A 16,702-nucleotide genomic window follows, 5' to 3' on the forward strand; every position below is an offset into this window, starting at 1 on the left:
ATGGTGACGTGTTCACCTTCCTCGGCGGCCGCCCCTGCCTGGACCTGACGACGACGCTGCAGGTCCGCCACCGCGAGCACCCGCGTGAGCTGCTGACGACCCCCGCCGACGTCACGCGCTGGCTCGCCGAGGCCGGCTACGGCACGGGGATCGCCGTCGACGACGCCGGGCTGCGCCGGACCGTCGCCCTCCGCGAAACGATCGACCGGCTGTGCCGCCACCCGAGCCGCGAGACCGATCGGGAGGAGCTCAACGCCTTCGCCGCCGGGCCGCCGCTGGTGCCGTACTGGACGGGCGCGGCGGTCGAATACCGCGGCGATCTCGGCCAGGCGCTCGCCACCCTCGCCCGGGACGCCATCGACCTGCTCGCCGGTCCGCACGCCGGCCGGATCCGGGAGTGCGCCCACCCGGACTGCAGCCGCCTCTTCCTCGACGCCTCCCACGCCGGCCGCCGCCGCTGGTGTGACATGACCGCCTGCGGCACCAAGGCCAAATCCGCCGATTACCGGCGGCGCAAGAGCGGTGGTTCGTGACGCCGATGGGGGGCCGACGTTCCGGACGGCCTCCCAGTGGGTAGCCCCCAGGTGTGAGGTGAGCAGGCGATGCCTGCTGCGACGAGTGAGAGGTGATCACATGAGCCAGGGCGACGCCCCGGTCGGGCGATCGGTGAAGACGGCGGCGGCCGGCGTACGGGACCTCGCCGCGGAGGCCGCGCGGGTGGGGGCGGTGGCCGCCGCGCGGGCGGTCGAAATCACCGATCGGAAGCTGGCCGAAGGCAAGGACGAACTCGCGAAGGTCGGCCGGGCGGCGACCAAGGACCTCGACAAGAGCACGCGGTCCTCGCGCCGGGACGTGCTGGCGAACTCCGGTGCCGCCCGCGACGAGGTGCTGGCCCGGGCGGTGAAGCTGCGCGATCCGGGCCGCAAGGCGGCGCAGGCCGTCGCGACCGTGGTCGGCTCGGCGGGGGAGTCCGGGCGCCGGCGGCGGAAGACCGTCTCCACGGCGAAGCGGGACTTGGCCGTGGCGCTCCAGGAGGCCAAGAACGTGGCCCGCGGTGAACGCACCAAGCGTGCTCGCTGGCCGTGGCTGGTGGCGTTCGGTGCGGTGGCCGCCGCGATCGTGGCGGTCGTGCAGATCCGGCGTCCCAACCCGCTGGCGGAGGCGGAAAAGAACGTTTCGGGGCAGCCGGGCGACAAGCCCGCGACGCAGCCTGCCGGGACCACCGGCACGCTGCCCGCGGAAAAGCCGGCCACGCCGCCGACCCCGGCCACGCAGCCGGCTTCGGCCGCCAAGCCGGCCACGCCGCCGACCCCGGCCGTCAAGCCGGCTACCCCGGCGGCAGCACCCAAGCCGGCGCAGTCCGGTGAGAAGGTCGCGCAGCAGGCGGGCAAGGCCGCCGACGGCGCGAACGGCCGCCCGCCCGCGGGCCGCGGTCAGGACAAGACCCACTAGCCAGGGTCCCGGTGCCCGCACCCGAGGTGATCACGGGTGCGGGCACCGGCATGCCCGGATCCGGGTACCTCCGGGCGGTACGCGCCGCGGGAGCCGTGGTCACGCGTCTTCGGTTCCATGCCCTCGAAGGCACGTTTTTCATTACGATCAGATTAGGTAACGTAACTGACGTCGCAAGCGGGGCCGCGACGAGCGCCGCCGCGGCCCCGGAGTGGGGCGGTCAGCGTCCGGAGAAGTTCACGTCACTGCAGAAGTAGTACGACTGGTCGAGGTGGCTCGCCTGCCAGATGGTGTAGACGACGTGCCGCCCCGTGCGGGCGCCGGCGTTCACCGCGACCTGGTACTGCCCGGCGGGGGCATAGCGGCCCGTCTGGGCGACCAGCTCGAGGTTGCCCCAGCCCAGTGGCTGCGTCGCGGGGTCGAAGCCCTGCTTGGTGATGTACACCAGCAGGTAGTCGGCGCCGTGGTGGGCCTGGTCGGTGATGGTGAGCGTGAACCGGTTGTCCTTGTTCGCCGTCTGCCACGCGCCGACCGTGTCGAGGGCGTTGTACCGGGGCGCCTGCGTGCGGCCGCCGCTGCACAGCGTTCCGTCGGGGATCGCGCCCTGGTGGTTGCCCTTGACCCCTTCACGGTAGAGGCCGTTCCAGTTCCACATCGCGTTCGGGTCGGCCTGCCAGGCCTGCCAGCACATCGGGTCCTTGGTCGCCATCGCCGGGTTCTGGAAGTCGCTGCCCCAGCGGTTCCAGCACCCGTAGTTGCGCGACGGCGGATCGGTGGCCGAACCGTGCGCGTCGGCGACGCCGGTGAGCACGCCGCCCAGCAGCACGGCGGTCACCGCCGTCACCAGCAGGGAAAGCAGGGTCTTGCGGGGGCGAATCCGTCGGGGAACCACGCTGTCCTCCTTCGTCGGGGCCGGATGGGGAGCGCTCCCAAGGTGGCGACCATACGCGGCGGCCCCCGGCCCGGCCACCAGCCGATCACCGGAAACCCTTGCGGTGCCGCGATTTCCGGCACCGCGGCGGACTGAACGGTTCCTGAACAGCGGACGACCCCGGATGCCGGGCCGCCCGATCGGTCCTGTGCCGCGAGACGCCCGGTGAGCGCGTGCCGCCGCGGCTGCTCCGCACGGGTGCATCCGGAAAAATTGTCACGGGAGGACTGGGAAGCGGCGGGAATCCCGTCCCCGGCGACAATGCCGTCACGGCCGATCGGGTGATCCATCGGCGTCGATCGGCGAAGGGGCCGCGACGCGCCTGAAGTCGGCAGGCACGAACGTTGCCGACGCATTCCCCGACCGGATGCGAACCGTGGTGGTGATCATGACTCCTCCTGTGCCGGAACCCGGCGAAAAGTGGCCGATCAGGCGTCGGGCCGTGCTCGGCGCCGCCGCAGCGATCCCCGTTCTGCTGGCCTTGGGCAGCCGCGTTCCGGCCCGAGCCGTGCTGGCGCGCGGGCTTTAGGTCCTTTGAGGACTTGAAGCGATCATCGCCGGGTGCTATAGAAATAGTGCAGCGCAGGACATGACCTGGTGACATCGCGAGACGATCCGGGGAGCGAACGACGATGCCGGACAAGATCGCCCGTTCGGCCGCGGCCGGCGGGTTCACCGAGCTGGTGCTGGCCGACCCCGAGTGGGTCCGGGCGGAGTTCGACGCGATCGTGGCCGCGAACTTCGACCCGCCCCCACCACCGGTTCCCGCCGCCCGCCGCCGGCCAGGGGGGCCGCGCCCCGCCGCGGTCGCCGGCCTGCCGCGGCGTCGCCCGGGTGCCCGGCTGCTCGCCGCGAAGTGTCCCCGCCGGGAGCGGTCCCCTCCGCGGGCCGGGCCGGAAAGCGAACGGACGCAGGGGAAAGGGGAGTGATGCCGTGACGGCCCCCGGATTTCCCACGGCGCCGGCGTGCGCTGCCTGCCCCGACAGCGGCCGGTGGGATCTCGGTCCTGGCCACCGCGCCTCCAGGCGCACCCCGCGGCAGCGACGCCCGGCGTACCGGGAGCCGTCGGAGTTCGCGAACACGGACAACGGTTTCGACACGCTGGTTCCTCCGCAGGTCCCGGTGCCCACGGACGGCACCGGGACCGGGCGGAGGCGGTGAACCGGCGTCACAACGAAAGGAATTCGCCCCGCTGCAGCAGGTGCACGCGCGTCGGCGGCCGGCGCCGCCGGACCTCCTCCAGGAAGTTCGACACCGGCGAGTGGAACAGGCCGTAGTCGTCGAAGTGCACCGGGACCGCGCGCCGGGGCTCCAGCAGGTTCAGCAGGTCCACTCCGCCGCGGTGGTCGAGCGTGACGAGGACGCCGAACGCGCGCGTGCCGCCCAGGTGCACGACCGCGAGGTCGAGGTCGGGGAAGCGGTCCCGGATGGTCCGCAGTTCGTCGTGCAGCACGGTGTCCCCGCTGAGGTAGATCCGCAGCGGTTCGGCCTCCGGCGTCGCCCGGTACTCCAGCACGCTGCCCATGACCGGCGGGAGCAACCGCCGGGCCGGGCCCGGAGCGTGCCGCGCGGGCACGGACGTCACCGTCAGCCGCGCGTCCGCGTCCGAGAAGGTTTCCGTGGTCCACGTCGGCAGCGGGAGCGGCGCGTGGAACCCCCGCCGCAGCAGGCGGGTCGCCGCGTGCTCGGTGGTGAGGATCGGGGCGTCGCGGGGCAGTTCCCGCGAGGCGATCCGGTCGAAGTGGTCGCCGTGCAGGTGGGAAAGGATGATCGCGGTCAGCGGCGGCAGGTCCGCCGGCTGCAGCGCGGGTTCGGTGCGCCGCCGGGAGAACAGCCCCTGCCCGAAGTAGGACCATTGGCCGCGGTGCAGGAAGTTCGGGTCGGTGAGCAGGGTGAACGGACCCAGCCGGAGCACCGTGGTCGCGGTTCCGACGAACATCAGGGAGTCGCCGCCGGGCGGGTCGAACGGAGGCATCGGGGTCCTTTCCCGGGCTTTCGGGGTTCCGGGGCGCGGCCGGGCGGGCCGCGCCCCGGACTGCGCGCTCAGCTTTGGGAGCGCACGTTTTCCCTCGCCTCCTGGGCGCGATCGGTGACGTCGCCGGTCGCCGACTGCGCTTCGCCTTTGACGGTCGACGCCGCGTCGGCGGCTTCGGACTTCACCGAGCCGGCCGCCTGCTGCACGGGTTCGCGCAGGTTCTCCTTGAGCTCTTCGGCCGCGTGCTGGGCGACCGGCGCCACGTGCTCGCGGGCGAGGTCGGTCGCCTGGCCGGCGAGCCGGCGCTCCGGCTCGCTCGCGGGCAGCAAGGACGAGACGAGCCACCCGGCGCCGAAGGCGATCAGGCCGGCGGCCAGCGGGTTGCCTTGCGTACCACGGCGGATCGACGCCGGTGCCTCGCCGACGGCGTCGGCGGCGGAGCTCACCTTGTCCCCGGCGGTCGAGGCGACCGAACTCGCCCGATCCCCGGCGGTCGAGGCGACCGAGCCCACCTTGTCGCCCGCGGTCGACCTGTGGCCGGCCGCCGTGCCCATCACGCGATCCCGCGCGTTGCCGAACACCGTGCGCACCCGGCCGATGCGGCGTTCGACGATCCGGCCCGGGGTCACCTTCTCGGTGAGGGCGTTCACGTCCGTGCTGAGATTGCGTTGCGTGCCTTCGATTTCGCGGCGGATCCGCTCCGGTTCGGTCATGGTCGTTCGCCTTTCAGTGCGTCGGGGACCTGCTGCAGGGTCTCGACGGTGCGTTCGGGTTTCGGGTTGATCCGGCCGACTTCGCGCCGCCCGGTCGCGTAGAGCACGGCGCCGGCGATCGCCCACACCACCGCGACGATCAGGGCCGCCCAGCCCGCGTCCATGACGTTCGCCAAGCCCTGCCACAGGGCGATGGAGAGGAACAGCAGGACCATGTAGCCGGCGAACCCGGCCCCGCCGAGCATGCCCGCGCCCTTCGCGGCCTTGCCCGCCTCGGCCTTCACTTCGGCCTTCGCCAGCTCCACCTCCTGCCGCACCAGGGTGGAGAGGTCCTTCATGACGTTGGACATCAGTTCGCCGACCGAGGAGTCGGCGACGTCGACGGGTTCGCCGGTGCGGGGACCGGGGCCGGGTGCCTGGGTCATCACGGCACCTGCCCCGGCGCGGAGAACCGGGGGCTGGGCTGCGGCAGGGCGTCCGGCGGCTGGGGGGCGGTGTACCCGCCGGGGGCGGCGGCCGGACGGCTCGGCTGCGGGAGGCCTTCCCCCGGCTGAGGCGCGTTGTAGCCGCCGGGTGCCGTCGGGTACCCGGCGGCACCCGGTTGCGGCACCGGCGGGGTCGCGGCGGGGCCGGCGTGCGGCCGCGGGGCGCCCGCCTGGCCGTTCGGGGAGCTTTCTTCCTTCTGCTGGGCGACGACACCGCGGGTGAGCCGTCCGACGAGGGCGCCGGCCACGGCCGCGCCGACCAGGAACGTGCCGGGACGGCGGCGGGCGAAGCGCCGGACCTCGTCGAGGAGGTCGCCCGGTTCCCGGTGCTCGAGCCAGTCGGCGACCGACCGCGTCCGGTCCGACACCTGGCGCGCGACGTCGACGGCGATGCCGGGGGAGTCGGTCTGCTCCGCCATCCGCTCGAGCTGACCGGCCAGCTGGTGGAGGCTCTCGGCCGCCTTGCGCTGGCCGTCCTTCGCCTGCGACTGCAGCTGTTCCCGGCCTTCGCGGACCAGGTCGCGCGCTTCGCGCTGGGCGTGCTCGGCGACGTGCTTCGCTTGGTCCGCAGCGGTTTGCGCGACCTGGCCACCCCGGTCGGCGGCGGTCGAAGCGACCTCGCGGGCTTCGCCCTTCGCGGTCTCCGGCATCGACGGCGATCCGCTGTTCTGCTGCGGCGGTGACTGACCGCCGGGTCCCTGAGTCATCTCGACCTCCTGCGGGAGAGGCACTTCCGCGCCTTGGTGGTGCCGATGGCGACCATCGGCCTGTAGGGCGGCTGGCTACCCGGGTGGTCCGGGGATAAACCGGACGGGCGGCCCGTCCGGCACGGGACGGTTCACTCCGTGGTGGTCAGCAGGGAACAGTGGTCAGCAGGGACACCGCGTCGCGGAGGGTGTCCGGACGCCCGGTTTCCGGGGGCCAGCCGGGACCGGCCAGGACGAGCCGGGGCACCGGGATCCCGGCCGGAGCCTCCGCCGGGAGGCTGCTCCACAGCACGAGCGCGGCGGGCCGGGCCCGCTCGACGGCGTGCCGGAGCGCGGTTTCGGGCACCGAAGCGCCCAGGAACAGGGCCGCGCGGCCGCTCTCGGCCAGCGCCGCGCGCAGTGCTTCCAGTGGCAGCGTGTGCCGCTCACCGTCCACACAGGCCAGCAGGATCGGCGGCCCGGCCCCGGTGGGGGTGGGAATGCGGTGCAGGGCGGCGGCGATGGCCCAGGCCAGCCCGTGCACCAAATCGATGCAGCGGTCGGCGTCCGGCCCGCAGAGGTCGTCGAGCGCCGGACGGCAGAGCTCGTCCCAGGTGGCCGGCACGCCGCGGTCGGCCAGGTGCGTGTCGAGGAGCGCGGCCGCGGTGTCGATCTTCAACCGCCGGACGGCGGCCAGCAGGGTGCCCACCTCGGTCCGGCTGCCGGGGCGGAACGCCCGCGCGGCCGCGGTCTCCGTGCTGAGCCCCTGCTCGATCAGGTGCTTCATCCGGAGCAGCGCGTCGATGTCCGCGCGTCCGTAGCGGCGGTGGCTGCTCGTCTGCGGAGTGGACAGCGGGAGGTCGTACCGGCGGTGCCACGCGCGCAGCGTGGACGCCGGCAGGTCCAGCATCCGCGCGACCGCCCCCGCCGTCCAGGTCACGGCGGGAGTGGTCGCGGGCTGGCCCATCCACCCATGATGGACCCCGGCGGCTTGGTTCGCTCGGTTGCTGAGGCACAAATCGATGACAAAACGATGCAACCCATCTAGTGTCGGCTGCAGAACGGAAGGAGCCCCCGTGACCGACTACCGGACGCCCACACTGACCGTGCGTGTCCGCGAGGTTCCCGAAGCCGTCGTCGTCGCGGCGGCCGGCGACCTGGATCTCGGCACCGCGCCGATACTGCGGGCGCGGGCGCGAGCCGCGCTGGCCGGGCGGCCGGACGGACTCATCGTGGACCTGGACGGAATCACCTTCTTCGGCTCGGCCGGCCTGCAGGTCGTCGCCGAGCTCGTGACGGCGACGACGGTCGCCGACCTGCCGTTCGCGGTCGTCGCCGGGCGGCGCCCGGTGCTGCGCACCCTGCAGATCACCCGCCTGGACGCCACGCTCGCGCTGCACCCCACGGTGGACGGCGCCTGCGCGTGGATCCGGCAGCAGCCCGACGGCGCCCGATGACGGGCGGTTAAGGCCGGCCCGGTGGCGGGTAGTCCTCCGCCATGGAAGCGGAGGCGTTGCTGCAGAGCCTGACCCGGGTCGTCACCGTGCTCGACGGCACGGGCATCCGGTTCGCCGTCGCCGGTGGGCTGGCCGTGTACGCCCGCGGCGGCCCGCCGTCGGACCACGACGTCGACCTGTTCCTCAAGCCGGGCGACGCCGAACGCGCGGCGGAGGTGCTCACCGCCGCGGGCCTGCGCCGCGTGCACCCGCCGGAGGACTGGCTGACGAAGGTCTACGACGGCGACATCCTCGTGGACCTGATCCACGGACCCAACCACCGCCCGGTGACCGACGAGCTGCTCGACCGCGCCGCGCTGATGCGGGTCGGGTCGACGGCCGCGCCGGTCGTCTCCGGCACCGACCTGCTCGTGGACAAGCTGCTCGTGCTGAGCGCGCACCGGTGCGACTTCGCGCCGCTGCTGCGGATCGCCCGCGACCTGCGCGAGCAGGTCGACTGGACCGAGGTCGCCGTGCAGGTGTCGGCCTCCCCCTACGCCCGGGCTTTCCTGACCCTGCTCGGCGACCTGGCCGTGATCGACCCGAAGGAGGCACTCGTGCCCGAACCACCGCAGTACCTCGTCGCCCGGCTCAGCCGGGCACTGGCCGAAGATCCCCGCACCGCCGAACTCGGCGTGCACGTGACCGTGCGGGGCGAGCACGTCCACCTGACCGGCGAAGTCACCTGCCCCGCGCGGAAGGCGGAGGTGGACGCCGTCGTCGGGGAGTACCTGACCGGGGAGCTGGTGCACAACGACGTCCGGGTCGCCGACGTCCGCGAACCGGCGAGCGCGGAGGAGATCGGCCGATGAGGATCGCCGCGGTCGGGGACGTGCACCTCGGCGAGGATTCCCGCGGCCTGCTCCGGCCGGCCCTGGAACACCTGGTGGGCACCGCCGACGTCCTGCTGCTGGCCGGGGACCTCACCCGGCACGGCACCGTCGAGGAAGCCCGCGTGGTGGCCGACGAGCTCGCCGGGCTCGGCGTACCGGTCGCCGCGGTGCTCGGCAACCACGACCACCACAGCGACTCCGGCGAGATGATCACGAACCTGCTCCGGGAAACCGGGGTCGAGGTGCTGGAAGGCGACGCGGTCCGGTTCGACCTGCCGGACGGCTCCCTCGGGGTCGCGGGGGTCAAGGGCTTCGGCGGCGGGTTCGCCGGCAAGTGCGCCAGCCGGTTCGGTGAGCGGGAGATGAAGGACTTCGTCGACCACACGATCGCGTCCGCGGATTCGCTGCGCACCGCGTTGCAGACGCTCGACACCGACGTCGTCGTCGCGTTGACGCACTACTCGCCGATCCCGGGGACCCTGCACGGCGAGCCGCCCGAGATCCACCCGTTCCTCGGTTCGTACCTGCTGTGCGAGCCGATCGACGAGGTGGAGGCCGACCTGGCCCTGCACGGCCACGCCCACTTCGGGTGCGAGCAGGGCGTGACCCCCGGCGGGGTGCGCGTGCGGAACGTGGCGCAGCCGGTCATCAGGAAGGCGTACGCGCTGTACGAGCTGCACCCGGCCGAGCTGTCGGCGCGCGGCTGACGGGTCACTGCGCCGAGGCCAGGCTGGTCCGGGCCTGCTCGGCCGGCAGTCGGAAGCCCCCCGTTCGGCGGCGTGCAATGCGGTCCCGGCGACGTCGCTTTCGTCCACTGTGGACAATTCGATCAAGGTGCTGATCCCGCCGCGGAGGTAGCCGTACCCCAGGGCGCGGCCAAGCCGGGCAAACCCCGGTTACCGCCTCAGGCGGCGCGCTCCGCCGCCGCGGCGAGCAGGTGCGGGGCCAGCGCGTCGGCGATCACGGCGTACCCGGCGGACGACGGGTGGAAGCGGTCGGCCGAGAACAGCCCGGGGTCGGCGGCGAAGCGGGCGGCGAGCTCGGGGCCCGCACTCGCCACCGCACCCCCGGCCCGGACGGCGGCTTCGGCCTGGGTCTGCGCGTAGTGGGCGCTCGCGGCCGAGACGAGCTGCCGGTAGGCCCCGGGCACGCGCGACACGATCCCGAGGTCGGGCGCCGGCACGACGATCACGCGGGCGCCGGCGCCGACCAGCCGGGCCACGGCGTCGTGCAGCTGGCGCGCGCCGACCGCGGGGGAGACGAACCCGGCGAGGTCGTTGGCGCCGATCACGATCAGGGCCAGATCCACGCCTTCGCCGAGGGCGACGCCGACCTGCCGCTCGAGGTCCGCCGAGCGGGCCCCGGGCACCCCGAAACCGCGCAGGCGGACGGGGTGGCCTGCCTCGCGCAGCCGGCGGGTGAGCCGGCGGCCGAGGGTGTCGTCCTCGCGGGTGCTGCCGACGCCGGCCGCCAGCGAGTCACCGAGGACGCAGAATCGCAGAGGTGGAGTCATCAGGACGTACAACGTGGCCGCGGCGCCGTTGTTTCCCGCGGGGATACTCGAGGGGTGGACGTCACGTTGACCAGGACCGCGGTCGTGCGGGTGGTGCTGGTGGCCGTCGTGCTCGTGGTGCTGCTGACGGCCGCGCTCTGGGCGCTCCAGCGGCGGCTGATCTACCTTCCGGACACCACGCCGGTGCCCGCCGCCGCGAGCGTGCTGCCCGGCGCCGAGGACGTCCGCCTCCGCACCGCCGACGGGCTCGAGCTCGGTGCCTGGTACGTCCGGCCGCCCGGGCGGGAGCCGACGGCGACGGTGCTGGTCGCCGGCGGCAACGGCGGCAACCGGGCGGGGCGGGCTCCGCTGGCCGCCAAGCTCGCGCAGGCAGGGCTGGCCGTGCTGGTGTTCGACTACCGGGGGTACGGCGGCAATCCGGGCGACCCCAGCGAGGACGCCCTGGCCCTCGACGTCCGCGCGGCCCACCGCTTCCTGACCGAGGAGCGGCGGATTCCGCCCGGGCTGCTCATCTTCTACGGCGAAAGCCTCGGCTGCGCGGTCGTGACGGAGCTGGCCCTCGAACACCCGCCGGCGGGGCTGCTGCTGCGCTCCCCGTTCGTCGACCTCCCGGCGGTGGGCGCGGAGATCTACCCGTACCTGCCGGTGCGCCTGCTGCTGCGCGACCGGTTCCCGGTCAAGGAGGAAGCCGCGCGCCTGCGCGTCCCGGTGGTGGTGGTCGTGGGCGGCCGGGACTCGATCGTCCCGCCGGCCCAGAGCCGCGAGGTGGCGGCCGCCGCGTCGGCCCGGCTGGTGGAGATCCCCGGCGCCGACCACAACGATCCGGTGCTGCTCGAGGGCCGGGAGCTGGTCGAGGCGGTGCTGGCGCTGGTTCCACGCTGACCCCGGCGCGTCGGCGCGGCGCCGGTGTGACGTGTGTCCGCCTTGAGACCCCGGCCGCATCGCGCATAATGGCCACTGACCGACTGCTTGGTATGTGCCGGGCACCACACCCCGAAGGAGACACACTGCCGTGAACTCGTTCAAGGATCGCGTCGCGATCGTCACCGGCGCCAGCCGGGGCATCGGCCTCGGGATCGCGAAGACGCTCGTCGAGCGCGGCGCCAAGGTGTGCCTGACCGCGCGCAAGCCGGAGGCGCTGGAAGAGGCCGTCAGCTCCCTCGGCGGCCCGGACGTCGCCATGTTCGTGGCCGGCAAGTCCGACGACACCGACCACCAGGACGAGACGGTCGCCAAGACGATCGAGACGTTCGGCCGGCTCGACTACCTGGTCAACAACACCGGCATCAACCCCGCCTACGGTCCCGCGCTGGACATCGACCCCGCCGCCGCGGCGAAGATCCTCGCGGTGAACGTGCTGGCGCCGCTGGCCTGGACCAGGCGTGCCCGCGACGCGTGGATGGGGGAGCACGGCGGCGCCGTCGTCAACGTCGCCTCCGTCGCCGGCCTCGGTGCCTCGCCGGGCATCGGCATGTACGGCGTCAGCAAGGCCGCGCTGATCCGGCTGACCGTCGAGCTCGGGGCCGAGCTGGGGCCGAAGATCCGCGTCAACGCCGTCGCGCCGGCCGTGGTCAAGACGAAGTTCGCCACCGCGCTGTACGAGGGCCGCGAGGAGGAGGTCGCCTCGGCGTACCCGATGAAGCGGCTGGGCGTGCCGTCCGACATCGCGGGCGCCGTCGCGTTCCTGCTGTCCGACGACGCGGGCTGGATCACCGGGCAGACGGTGGTCCTCGACGGCGGCGTGACCCTCGGCGGTGGCCTGTGACCGGCGTCGTCGTCACCGGGGGCGGCGGGGGCATCGGTGCGGCGCTGGCCCGCCGCTTCGCCGCCGGCGGCGCCCGGGTCGTCGTGGCCGACCTCGACGGCGACAAGGCCGCGGAGGTGGCGGCCGAAGTCGGCGGGACGGCGTTCGCGGGGGACGTCGCCGGCCCCGAAGGCGTCGCGAAGCTGATCGACAGCGCGCGCGGGACGCTCGGCGAGATCGACGTCTTCTGCGCCAACGCGGGGATCGCGCCCTTCGGCGGCGCGGAAAGCACCGAGGAGGTGTGGGCGCGCACGTGGGAAGTCAACGTCATGGCGCACGTTCGCGCGGCCACCCTGCTGCTGCCGGCGTGGCTCGAGCGCGGCAACGGCCACTTCGTCGCGACGGTGTCCGCCGCCGGCCTGCTGACCAGCCTCGGTTCGGCGCCGTACTCGGTGACCAAGCACGGCGCACTGGCGTTCGCCGAATGGCTGTCGGCGACCTACCGGCACCGCGGTATCACCGTGCAGGCGATCTGCCCGCAGGGCGTGCGCACGGCGATGCTGGAGAACACGGGCACCGCGGGACAGTTGCTGATGGGCGCGTCGGCGATCGAGCCGGAGCAGGTGGCGGACGCGCTGTTCGCGGCGATCGAGGACAACCGGTTCCTGGTGCTGCCGCACCCCGAGGTCGCGGGCTACTACGCGGCGCGCGCCACCGACACCGACCGGTGGCTCGGCGGGATGAACAAGCTGCAGCGCAAGGTCGAAGAGGCCGTCGGAGAGCTGTGAGCCGGCAGCCCGAGGGCGCCGAAATCACCCGGCGGCGCGAGCCGGCCGAGCGGATCGACGCCCTCGTCGATCCGGGCACTTCAATGAGATCGGCGCGCCGGCCGGCAGCGTGTCCTATGTGGACGAATTGCTCGAGTCGTTCACCCAGGCCGACTTCGTGCTCGGCACCGCGCGACTCGACGGCCGCAGGTGATTTGTCCGCCGCGTGTTCAGTTGGTGGGCCGTCCTTCGTGCGGTATGCGGCCGTAGGGACTTGAGCTGACGCCCATGCTCGCAGCAACGCTCACACCGGAGCCGTTACGCCCGATCTGTGATGAACGTGCGTTCGATTCTCGGGTAGTTTGAAGGTATGTCCAGCGACGCGATCCAGCGAGCCGATGCGGTGGCTTTGGCCGACCGTATCGGCTGCTGGTGGAAATCGAGCAGCGGGGCGTGCTGGAGCTGTTCGGGTACCGGTCTGTGGCCCGGTTGCTGGAACATCTCGGTGATGTCCTGAAGCAGGCCGCCGCTGCCATTCGCGGCCTGAGGTAGGGGAAGGCCCGCGGCCCAACGGCTACGGGCCTACACCCAAGCGCCCGCGTCCTTGCGGGGGCGACCAACAGCCACCTCTAGCCACGCAACAGAACTCCCGAGGTGCGTTCCCGCTCGAAGAACGTCTCCGGCCACTCGATCGAATCCGGCGGGGCGTCGATCGCCGTGGCCCGGCGGCGGAGCTCGGTCAAGTAGTCCGTGTCCAGTACCGCCCTGGCCGACAGCGGCTCGCGCAGCAAGAGATCGGCCGGACCCTCGTACAGGTAGGCATCCACGCCCGGGTAGCCGCGCGTGCCCGGCGGGTAGTCGCGGTTCACCGGGAAGAACGTCGTGTCCAGCGAGCCGAGCCACGAACCCTTCAACGGCACCAAAGCCGGCCACGGTCCCAGCTGCTTCTCGAGCCGGGCATTGTCCGAGGTGAACCCCCGGTGGTCCGCGACGACGTATGCCGCACCCGGGTATTCGCGCTCCAGCTGGGCCACCGCGCCGCTGCCGCCGTCGTGCGTCAAGTGGCCCAAGCCGAACAGCATCAGTGCCTTGCGATGCCTCTGCAGCACCTGCGTCTTCACCACCGACACGATCGATGCGTCCCGGTCCAGGAACGGCTCGAGGTCCGCCGGTGCGTGCACCCGGCTCCAGTCCACCGGCGGGTCGGACGCCAGCACCCGGATCTTCCGCGCGGCCGGCAGTGTGGTGTTGACCTGCCGGACGAGCGCGAAAAGCTGCTCGTAGAACGTCGAAAACCCGCAGCTCGGCTGCGTTGTGTCGCGCCAGATGCTGGTGATCCGCGGGACGTCACCGCCGGCGATGTACGCGTCCAGGAGCGGCTGGAGACGCGCGTTGCCGCACTCCACCGCTATGTCGTTCACGCGGGCCGGGAAGCGCGGGTCGCGGATCAGGTCGAACACGAACGTCCCCACGTCCGGGCTGGACTTCGCGACGATCGCGTGGTCGTCGAACGCTGCCAGCAGCGCGCCCGCGGGATCGGGACGCTGCTGCCCCGCGTCGGCCGGGGCGGCGAACACCACGGCGGCCGCCAGTACGGCCAGGAAGAGTCGCATCGGAGCTCCTGCGATAGTTTACCCACTGTCTTACGCATGTAAGACAACTCGGCCAGCATCCAGTCCGGCCGGGGCTGTGTCAAGGCTGGATCAGTGCCGGGTGGAACGCCGTCGCCAAGCGCCGCCGGCAAGGCGTCCAGACCTGGGCGCCGATCTTGACAGCGCCGCACCCGAGGTGTTGTCTTAATGTCGTAAGACAATAGGAGGGTGGGCAGGGTGATCGAGTTCGTCCTCGACGGCCGCTCGCGGGTCGCCACGTACATGCAGCTCGTCGTGCAGGTCAAGCAGGCGATGCGCGTCGGCCTGCTGCGGCCCGGCGACCAGCTGCCGAAGGTGCGGGATGTGGCCCAGGCGCTGGCGATCAACCCGAACACCGTGCTCAAGGCCTACCGCGAACTGGTGCTGGAAGGGCTGGCCGAAGGCCGCCCGGGGGTGGGCACGTTCGTCACCGGCAGCCTCGCCGGGCCGTCGCTGGGCAGCCAGGGGCAGCTGCGCGACGAGCTGGTGGCCTGGCTGGGGCGTGCGGAAGCCGCGGGGATGTCGGCCGACGACATCGCCGCCCTCATCGAGACCACGATCCGCGGCACCCGGGTGCCGCACAACCTGTCGTAGGGAGTCCGGAATGGAACTGGCGGTGGAAGCCCGGGCGCTGGGCAAGCGCTACGGGCGCACCTGGGCGTTGCGCGACTGCGCGCTGGAGGTGCCTGCCGGGCGGATCGCCGCGCTGGTCGGGCCGAACGGCGCGGGCAAGACGACGCTGCTGCACCTGGTCGTCGGCCTGCTGAAACCCGACGCAGGTGAGGTGCGCGTCTTCGGGCGGGAGCCGCGGGCCGCGCTCGCCGACATCGGGTTCGTCGCGCAGGACACCCCGCTGTACCGCGACTTCACCGCGGCGGAGCTGGTGACCATGGGCGGCAAGCTGAACCGCCGCCGCTGGGACACCGCGCTGGCCCGCGATCGGCTGGCCATGCTCGGCATCCCGCCGGACAAGCCGGTGGGCAAGCTGTCCGGCGGGCAGCGTGCCCAGGTCGCGTTGGCCTTGGCGCTGGCCAAGCGGCCACGGCTGCTGCTGCTCGACGAACCCATCGCCAGCCTCGACCCCCTCGCGCGCCGCGAGTTCATGCAGACGCTGATGGGCGCCGTCGCCGACAGCGAAACGACCGTGCTGCTCTCCTCGCACCTGCTCGCCGACCTCGAACGCAGCTGCGACCACCTGATCCTCCTGCAACAGTCCCGAGTCCGGCTGGCCGGGCCGGTCGACGAGCTGCTCGACACGCACCGCACGCTGACCGGCCCGCGGGCCGGCAGCGAGTCCATCGCCGGGGTGGCGGAGGTGGTCCGCGCGAGCCACACCGAACGCCAGTCGACGCTGCTGGTCCGCCGCGGCGACGGTTCCATCGATCCATTGTGGACGGAGCACGAAGTGACCTTGGAGGACGTGGTGCTGGCCCACCTCGCCGAAGCCGGAACCCGCGTCCCGGCGTCCGCGTGGGAGGTGCCGGCATGAGCTGGCTGATCTGGCGCCAGCACCGCAAGCAGGCGCTGTTCACCCTCGCCGCCCTGGGCGCGCTCGCCGCCCTCATGGTGCCCACGGGGCTGACGATGCACGCGAAGTACGACAGCCTCGGCCTCGGCGCCTGCCGGGCCGCGCTCGGCAGCGCGTCGATGATCACGCAAACCGAGGCGGTGGCGCGCTGCGAAAGCCTCGGCCACCAGCTCCAGCAGGAGTTCGGCGGCATGGTGTTCATCGCCGTCCTGTTCGTGGTCCTGCCCGTGCTGGTCGGCGTGTTCTTCGGCGCGCCGCTGGTCGCCCGCGAGGTCGAGCACGGCACCCACCGTCTGGTGTGGACCCAGGGGGTGACCCGCCTGCAGTGGGCGCTCGCCAAGTTCGGTCTGGTCGGGGCGATCACCGCCGTGCTGGCGGTCGGGTACGCGCTGGGCGTGTCCTGGTGGTTCGAGCCGCTGGTGAGCACGAGCGTCGGCCGGCTGACCTACCTCTCGTTCGACGTCCAGGGCGTCGTTCCGATCGCGTACACCCTCTTCGCGCTGGCCCTGGGCGTCTTCGCCGGGACCTACTGGCGGAAGGTCCTGCCCGCCATGGGGATCGCCCTGGTCGGGTTCGCGGCGGTCCGCGTCGCGGTCGAGGTCCTCGCCCGGCCGCGCTACCTGCCGGCGCGGACCCTTTCGTTCTCGCCGGACGGACGGCAGACGCCGAATCCCGCGTCCGGCGACTGGGTGCTGGACCTCGGCGTCCGCAACGCGGCCGGGGAAATGGTCCTGCCGAACGCCCAGATCGGCCCCTGCCCACCCGGCGGCTGCGGCGACACCTCCGCCGGCCCCGGGGCGGCCAACTGGCTGCAATACCAGCCGGGGGACCGGTTCTGGATCTTCCAGGGCATCGAGACGGGGCTGTTCGTGCTCCTCGCGGCGGCACTGGTGTTCTTCGCGCTCCGGAGGTTGCGCACGATCGCTTGACCGGCGTGGCTCGGCCGAT

21 protein-coding genes are annotated in these 16,702 nt (G+C 72.8%); 12 read left to right on the top strand and 9 right to left on the bottom strand.

The genetic code is table 11. The features are described 5' to 3' along the window. Positions 1–8: 8 nt before the first annotated feature. Positions 9–533, top strand: a complete 525-nt coding sequence (locus AB0F15_RS15995) for an ABATE domain-containing protein (protein WP_360270514.1) — start codon at positions 9–11, stop codon at positions 531–533. A 100-nt stretch (positions 534–633) separates the two neighbouring features. Next, entirely contained in the window at positions 634–1,452 is an 819-nt protein-coding gene (locus AB0F15_RS16000) for a hypothetical protein (RefSeq protein WP_360270516.1), read from the top strand. 220 nt (positions 1,453–1,672) lie between these two features. On the opposite strand, the gene AB0F15_RS16005 is transcribed toward AB0F15_RS16000, so the two are convergent. Together AB0F15_RS16005 and AB0F15_RS16010 are read right to left on the bottom strand one after the other, a co-directional pair. Further along, on the bottom strand, positions 1,673–2,344 hold the full coding sequence (locus AB0F15_RS16005) for a lytic polysaccharide monooxygenase (RefSeq protein ID WP_360270518.1): 672 nt from the start codon (positions 2,342–2,344) through the stop codon (positions 1,673–1,675). 306 nt (positions 2,345–2,650) lie between these two features. Beyond that, positions 2,651–2,773, bottom strand: coding sequence for a hypothetical protein (locus AB0F15_RS16010; protein WP_360270520.1), 123 nt, complete (start codon positions 2,771–2,773; stop codon positions 2,651–2,653). 242 nt (positions 2,774–3,015) lie between these two features. Here AB0F15_RS16010 and AB0F15_RS16015 point away from each other — a divergent pair, with 242 nt between their 5' ends. After that, complete coding sequence (locus AB0F15_RS16015; RefSeq protein ID WP_360270522.1) at positions 3,016–3,312, top strand: hypothetical protein; 297 nt, start codon at positions 3,016–3,018, stop codon at positions 3,310–3,312. A gap of 239 nt (positions 3,313–3,551) precedes the next feature. Here AB0F15_RS16015 and AB0F15_RS16020 read toward each other — a convergent pair whose 3' ends face one another. The 5 genes from AB0F15_RS16020 to AB0F15_RS16040 all read right to left on the bottom strand — a co-directional run bounded on the left by AB0F15_RS16020 (position 3,552) and on the right by AB0F15_RS16040 (position 7,209). Beyond that, entirely contained in the window at positions 3,552–4,358 is an 807-nt protein-coding gene (locus tag AB0F15_RS16020) for an MBL fold metallo-hydrolase (RefSeq protein ID WP_360270524.1), read from the bottom strand. Positions 4,359–4,426: 68 nt separating this feature from the next. Continuing rightward, on the bottom strand, positions 4,427–5,071 hold the full coding sequence (locus AB0F15_RS16025) for a DUF3618 domain-containing protein (protein ID WP_360270526.1): 645 nt from the start codon (positions 5,069–5,071) through the stop codon (positions 4,427–4,429). Continuing rightward, a complete protein-coding gene (locus AB0F15_RS16030) occupies positions 5,068–5,496 on the bottom strand; it encodes a phage holin family protein (protein ID WP_360270528.1) in 429 nt (142 codons plus the stop codon). Before AB0F15_RS16030 ends, AB0F15_RS16025 begins: the two co-directional genes overlap by 4 nt. Further along, positions 5,496–6,263 carry a hypothetical protein gene (locus AB0F15_RS16035; RefSeq protein WP_360270529.1) on the bottom strand — a complete coding sequence of 256 codons (768 nt, stop codon included), beginning with the start codon at positions 6,261–6,263 and terminating at the stop codon, positions 5,496–5,498. Before AB0F15_RS16035 ends, AB0F15_RS16030 begins: the two co-directional genes overlap by 1 nt. Before the next feature lie 145 nt (positions 6,264–6,408). Next, positions 6,409–7,209 (bottom strand): MerR family transcriptional regulator, encoded by an 801-nt coding sequence (locus tag AB0F15_RS16040; protein WP_360270531.1) that lies wholly within the window; start codon positions 7,207–7,209, stop codon positions 6,409–6,411. Between the two features lie 109 nt (positions 7,210–7,318). On the opposite strand from AB0F15_RS16040, the gene AB0F15_RS16045 reads away from it, so the two are divergent. Genes AB0F15_RS16045 through AB0F15_RS16055 form a run of 3 tightly spaced genes read left to right on the top strand, consistent with a single transcriptional unit; the run spans position 7,319 to position 9,278 of the window. Beyond that, the gene (locus AB0F15_RS16045; protein ID WP_360270533.1) at positions 7,319–7,699 is read left to right on the top strand and encodes an anti-sigma factor antagonist; all 381 of its coding nucleotides are present in this window, start codon (positions 7,319–7,321) and stop codon (positions 7,697–7,699) included. A 41-nt stretch (positions 7,700–7,740) separates the two neighbouring features. Further along, positions 7,741–8,550: a nucleotidyltransferase family protein gene (locus AB0F15_RS16050; protein WP_360270535.1), complete on the top strand. Its 810-nt coding sequence runs from the start codon at positions 7,741–7,743 to the stop codon at positions 8,548–8,550. Beyond that, complete coding sequence (locus tag AB0F15_RS16055; RefSeq protein WP_360270537.1) at positions 8,547–9,278, top strand: metallophosphoesterase; 732 nt, start codon at positions 8,547–8,549, stop codon at positions 9,276–9,278. The genes AB0F15_RS16050 and AB0F15_RS16055 overlap by 4 nt, the downstream gene beginning before the upstream one ends. A gap of 197 nt (positions 9,279–9,475) precedes the next feature. On the opposite strand, the gene AB0F15_RS16060 is transcribed toward AB0F15_RS16055, so the two are convergent. Further along, positions 9,476–10,084: a GDSL-type esterase/lipase family protein gene (locus AB0F15_RS16060; RefSeq protein ID WP_360270539.1), complete on the bottom strand. Its 609-nt coding sequence runs from the start codon at positions 10,082–10,084 to the stop codon at positions 9,476–9,478. Positions 10,085–10,138: 54 nt separating this feature from the next. On the opposite strand from AB0F15_RS16060, the gene AB0F15_RS16065 reads away from it, so the two are divergent. From AB0F15_RS16065 to AB0F15_RS16075, 3 genes are all read left to right on the top strand, one after another. Further along, on the top strand, positions 10,139–10,966 hold the full coding sequence (locus tag AB0F15_RS16065; RefSeq protein WP_360270541.1) for an alpha/beta fold hydrolase: 828 nt from the start codon (positions 10,139–10,141) through the stop codon (positions 10,964–10,966). Positions 10,967–11,096: 130 nt separating this feature from the next. Continuing rightward, complete coding sequence (locus tag AB0F15_RS16070; RefSeq protein WP_360270543.1) at positions 11,097–11,849, top strand: SDR family oxidoreductase; 753 nt, start codon at positions 11,097–11,099, stop codon at positions 11,847–11,849. Then, a complete protein-coding gene (locus AB0F15_RS16075) occupies positions 11,846–12,616 on the top strand; it encodes an SDR family oxidoreductase (protein WP_360270544.1) in 771 nt (256 codons plus the stop codon). The genes AB0F15_RS16070 and AB0F15_RS16075 overlap by 4 nt, the downstream gene beginning before the upstream one ends. A 608-nt stretch (positions 12,617–13,224) precedes the next feature. On the opposite strand, the gene AB0F15_RS16080 is transcribed toward AB0F15_RS16075, so the two are convergent. Further along, positions 13,225–14,208, bottom strand: coding sequence for a hypothetical protein (locus AB0F15_RS16080; protein ID WP_360270546.1), 984 nt, complete (start codon positions 14,206–14,208; stop codon positions 13,225–13,227). A 216-nt stretch (positions 14,209–14,424) separates the two neighbouring features. Here AB0F15_RS16080 and AB0F15_RS16085 point away from each other — a divergent pair, with 216 nt between their 5' ends. From AB0F15_RS16085 to AB0F15_RS16095, 3 genes are read left to right on the top strand one after another with little or no spacing between them, the layout of a single operon-like run. Further along, positions 14,425–14,820, top strand: a complete 396-nt coding sequence (locus tag AB0F15_RS16085) for a GntR family transcriptional regulator (protein ID WP_360270707.1) — start codon at positions 14,425–14,427, stop codon at positions 14,818–14,820. 10 nt (positions 14,821–14,830) lie between these two features. Then, positions 14,831–15,715, top strand: a complete 885-nt coding sequence (locus AB0F15_RS16090) for an ABC transporter ATP-binding protein (RefSeq protein WP_360270548.1) — start codon at positions 14,831–14,833, stop codon at positions 15,713–15,715. Further along, positions 15,712–16,683, top strand: a complete 972-nt coding sequence (locus AB0F15_RS16095; RefSeq protein WP_360270549.1) for a transporter — start codon at positions 15,712–15,714, stop codon at positions 16,681–16,683. The genes AB0F15_RS16090 and AB0F15_RS16095 overlap by 4 nt, the downstream gene beginning before the upstream one ends. Positions 16,684–16,702: the final 19 nt, after the last annotated feature.

Origin of the sequence: Amycolatopsis sp. NPDC026612 (assembly GCF_040638285.1) — a bacterium.
In the GTDB taxonomy this organism is placed as follows: domain Bacteria; phylum Actinomycetota; class Actinomycetes; order Mycobacteriales; family Pseudonocardiaceae; genus Amycolatopsis.

What these genes read in the sequence shown, in the direction of transcription:
- AB0F15_RS16000 (WP_360270516.1), top strand. Translation starts at nt 634, where the DNA reads ATGAGCCAGGGCGACGCCCCGGTCGGGCGATCGGTGAAGACGGCGGCG.
- AB0F15_RS16010 (WP_360270520.1), bottom strand. Translation starts at nt 2,773, where the DNA reads ATGATCACCACCACGGTTCGCATCCGGTCGGGGAATGCGTCGGCAACG.
- AB0F15_RS16015 (WP_360270522.1), top strand. Translation starts at nt 3,016, where the DNA reads ATGCCGGACAAGATCGCCCGTTCGGCCGCGGCCGGCGGGTTCACCGAG.
- AB0F15_RS16020 (WP_360270524.1), bottom strand. Translation starts at nt 4,358, where the DNA reads ATGCCTCCGTTCGACCCGCCCGGCGGCGACTCCCTGATGTTCGTCGGA.
- AB0F15_RS16025 (WP_360270526.1), bottom strand. Translation starts at nt 5,071, where the DNA reads ATGACCGAACCGGAGCGGATCCGCCGCGAAATCGAAGGCACGCAACGC.
- AB0F15_RS16030 (WP_360270528.1), bottom strand. Translation starts at nt 5,496, where the DNA reads ATGACCCAGGCACCCGGCCCCGGTCCCCGCACCGGCGAACCCGTCGAC.
- AB0F15_RS16035 (WP_360270529.1), bottom strand. Translation starts at nt 6,263, where the DNA reads ATGACTCAGGGACCCGGCGGTCAGTCACCGCCGCAGCAGAACAGCGGA.
- AB0F15_RS16040 (WP_360270531.1), bottom strand. Translation starts at nt 7,209, where the DNA reads ATGGGCCAGCCCGCGACCACTCCCGCCGTGACCTGGACGGCGGGGGCG.
- AB0F15_RS16050 (WP_360270535.1), top strand. Translation starts at nt 7,741, where the DNA reads ATGGAAGCGGAGGCGTTGCTGCAGAGCCTGACCCGGGTCGTCACCGTG.
- AB0F15_RS16055 (WP_360270537.1), top strand. Translation starts at nt 8,547, where the DNA reads ATGAGGATCGCCGCGGTCGGGGACGTGCACCTCGGCGAGGATTCCCGC.
- AB0F15_RS16060 (WP_360270539.1), bottom strand. Translation starts at nt 10,084, where the DNA reads ATGACTCCACCTCTGCGATTCTGCGTCCTCGGTGACTCGCTGGCGGCC.
- AB0F15_RS16080 (WP_360270546.1), bottom strand. Translation starts at nt 14,208, where the DNA reads ATGCGACTCTTCCTGGCCGTACTGGCGGCCGCCGTGGTGTTCGCCGCC.
- AB0F15_RS16090 (WP_360270548.1), top strand. Translation starts at nt 14,831, where the DNA reads ATGGAACTGGCGGTGGAAGCCCGGGCGCTGGGCAAGCGCTACGGGCGC.
- AB0F15_RS16095 (WP_360270549.1), top strand. Translation starts at nt 15,712, where the DNA reads ATGAGCTGGCTGATCTGGCGCCAGCACCGCAAGCAGGCGCTGTTCACC.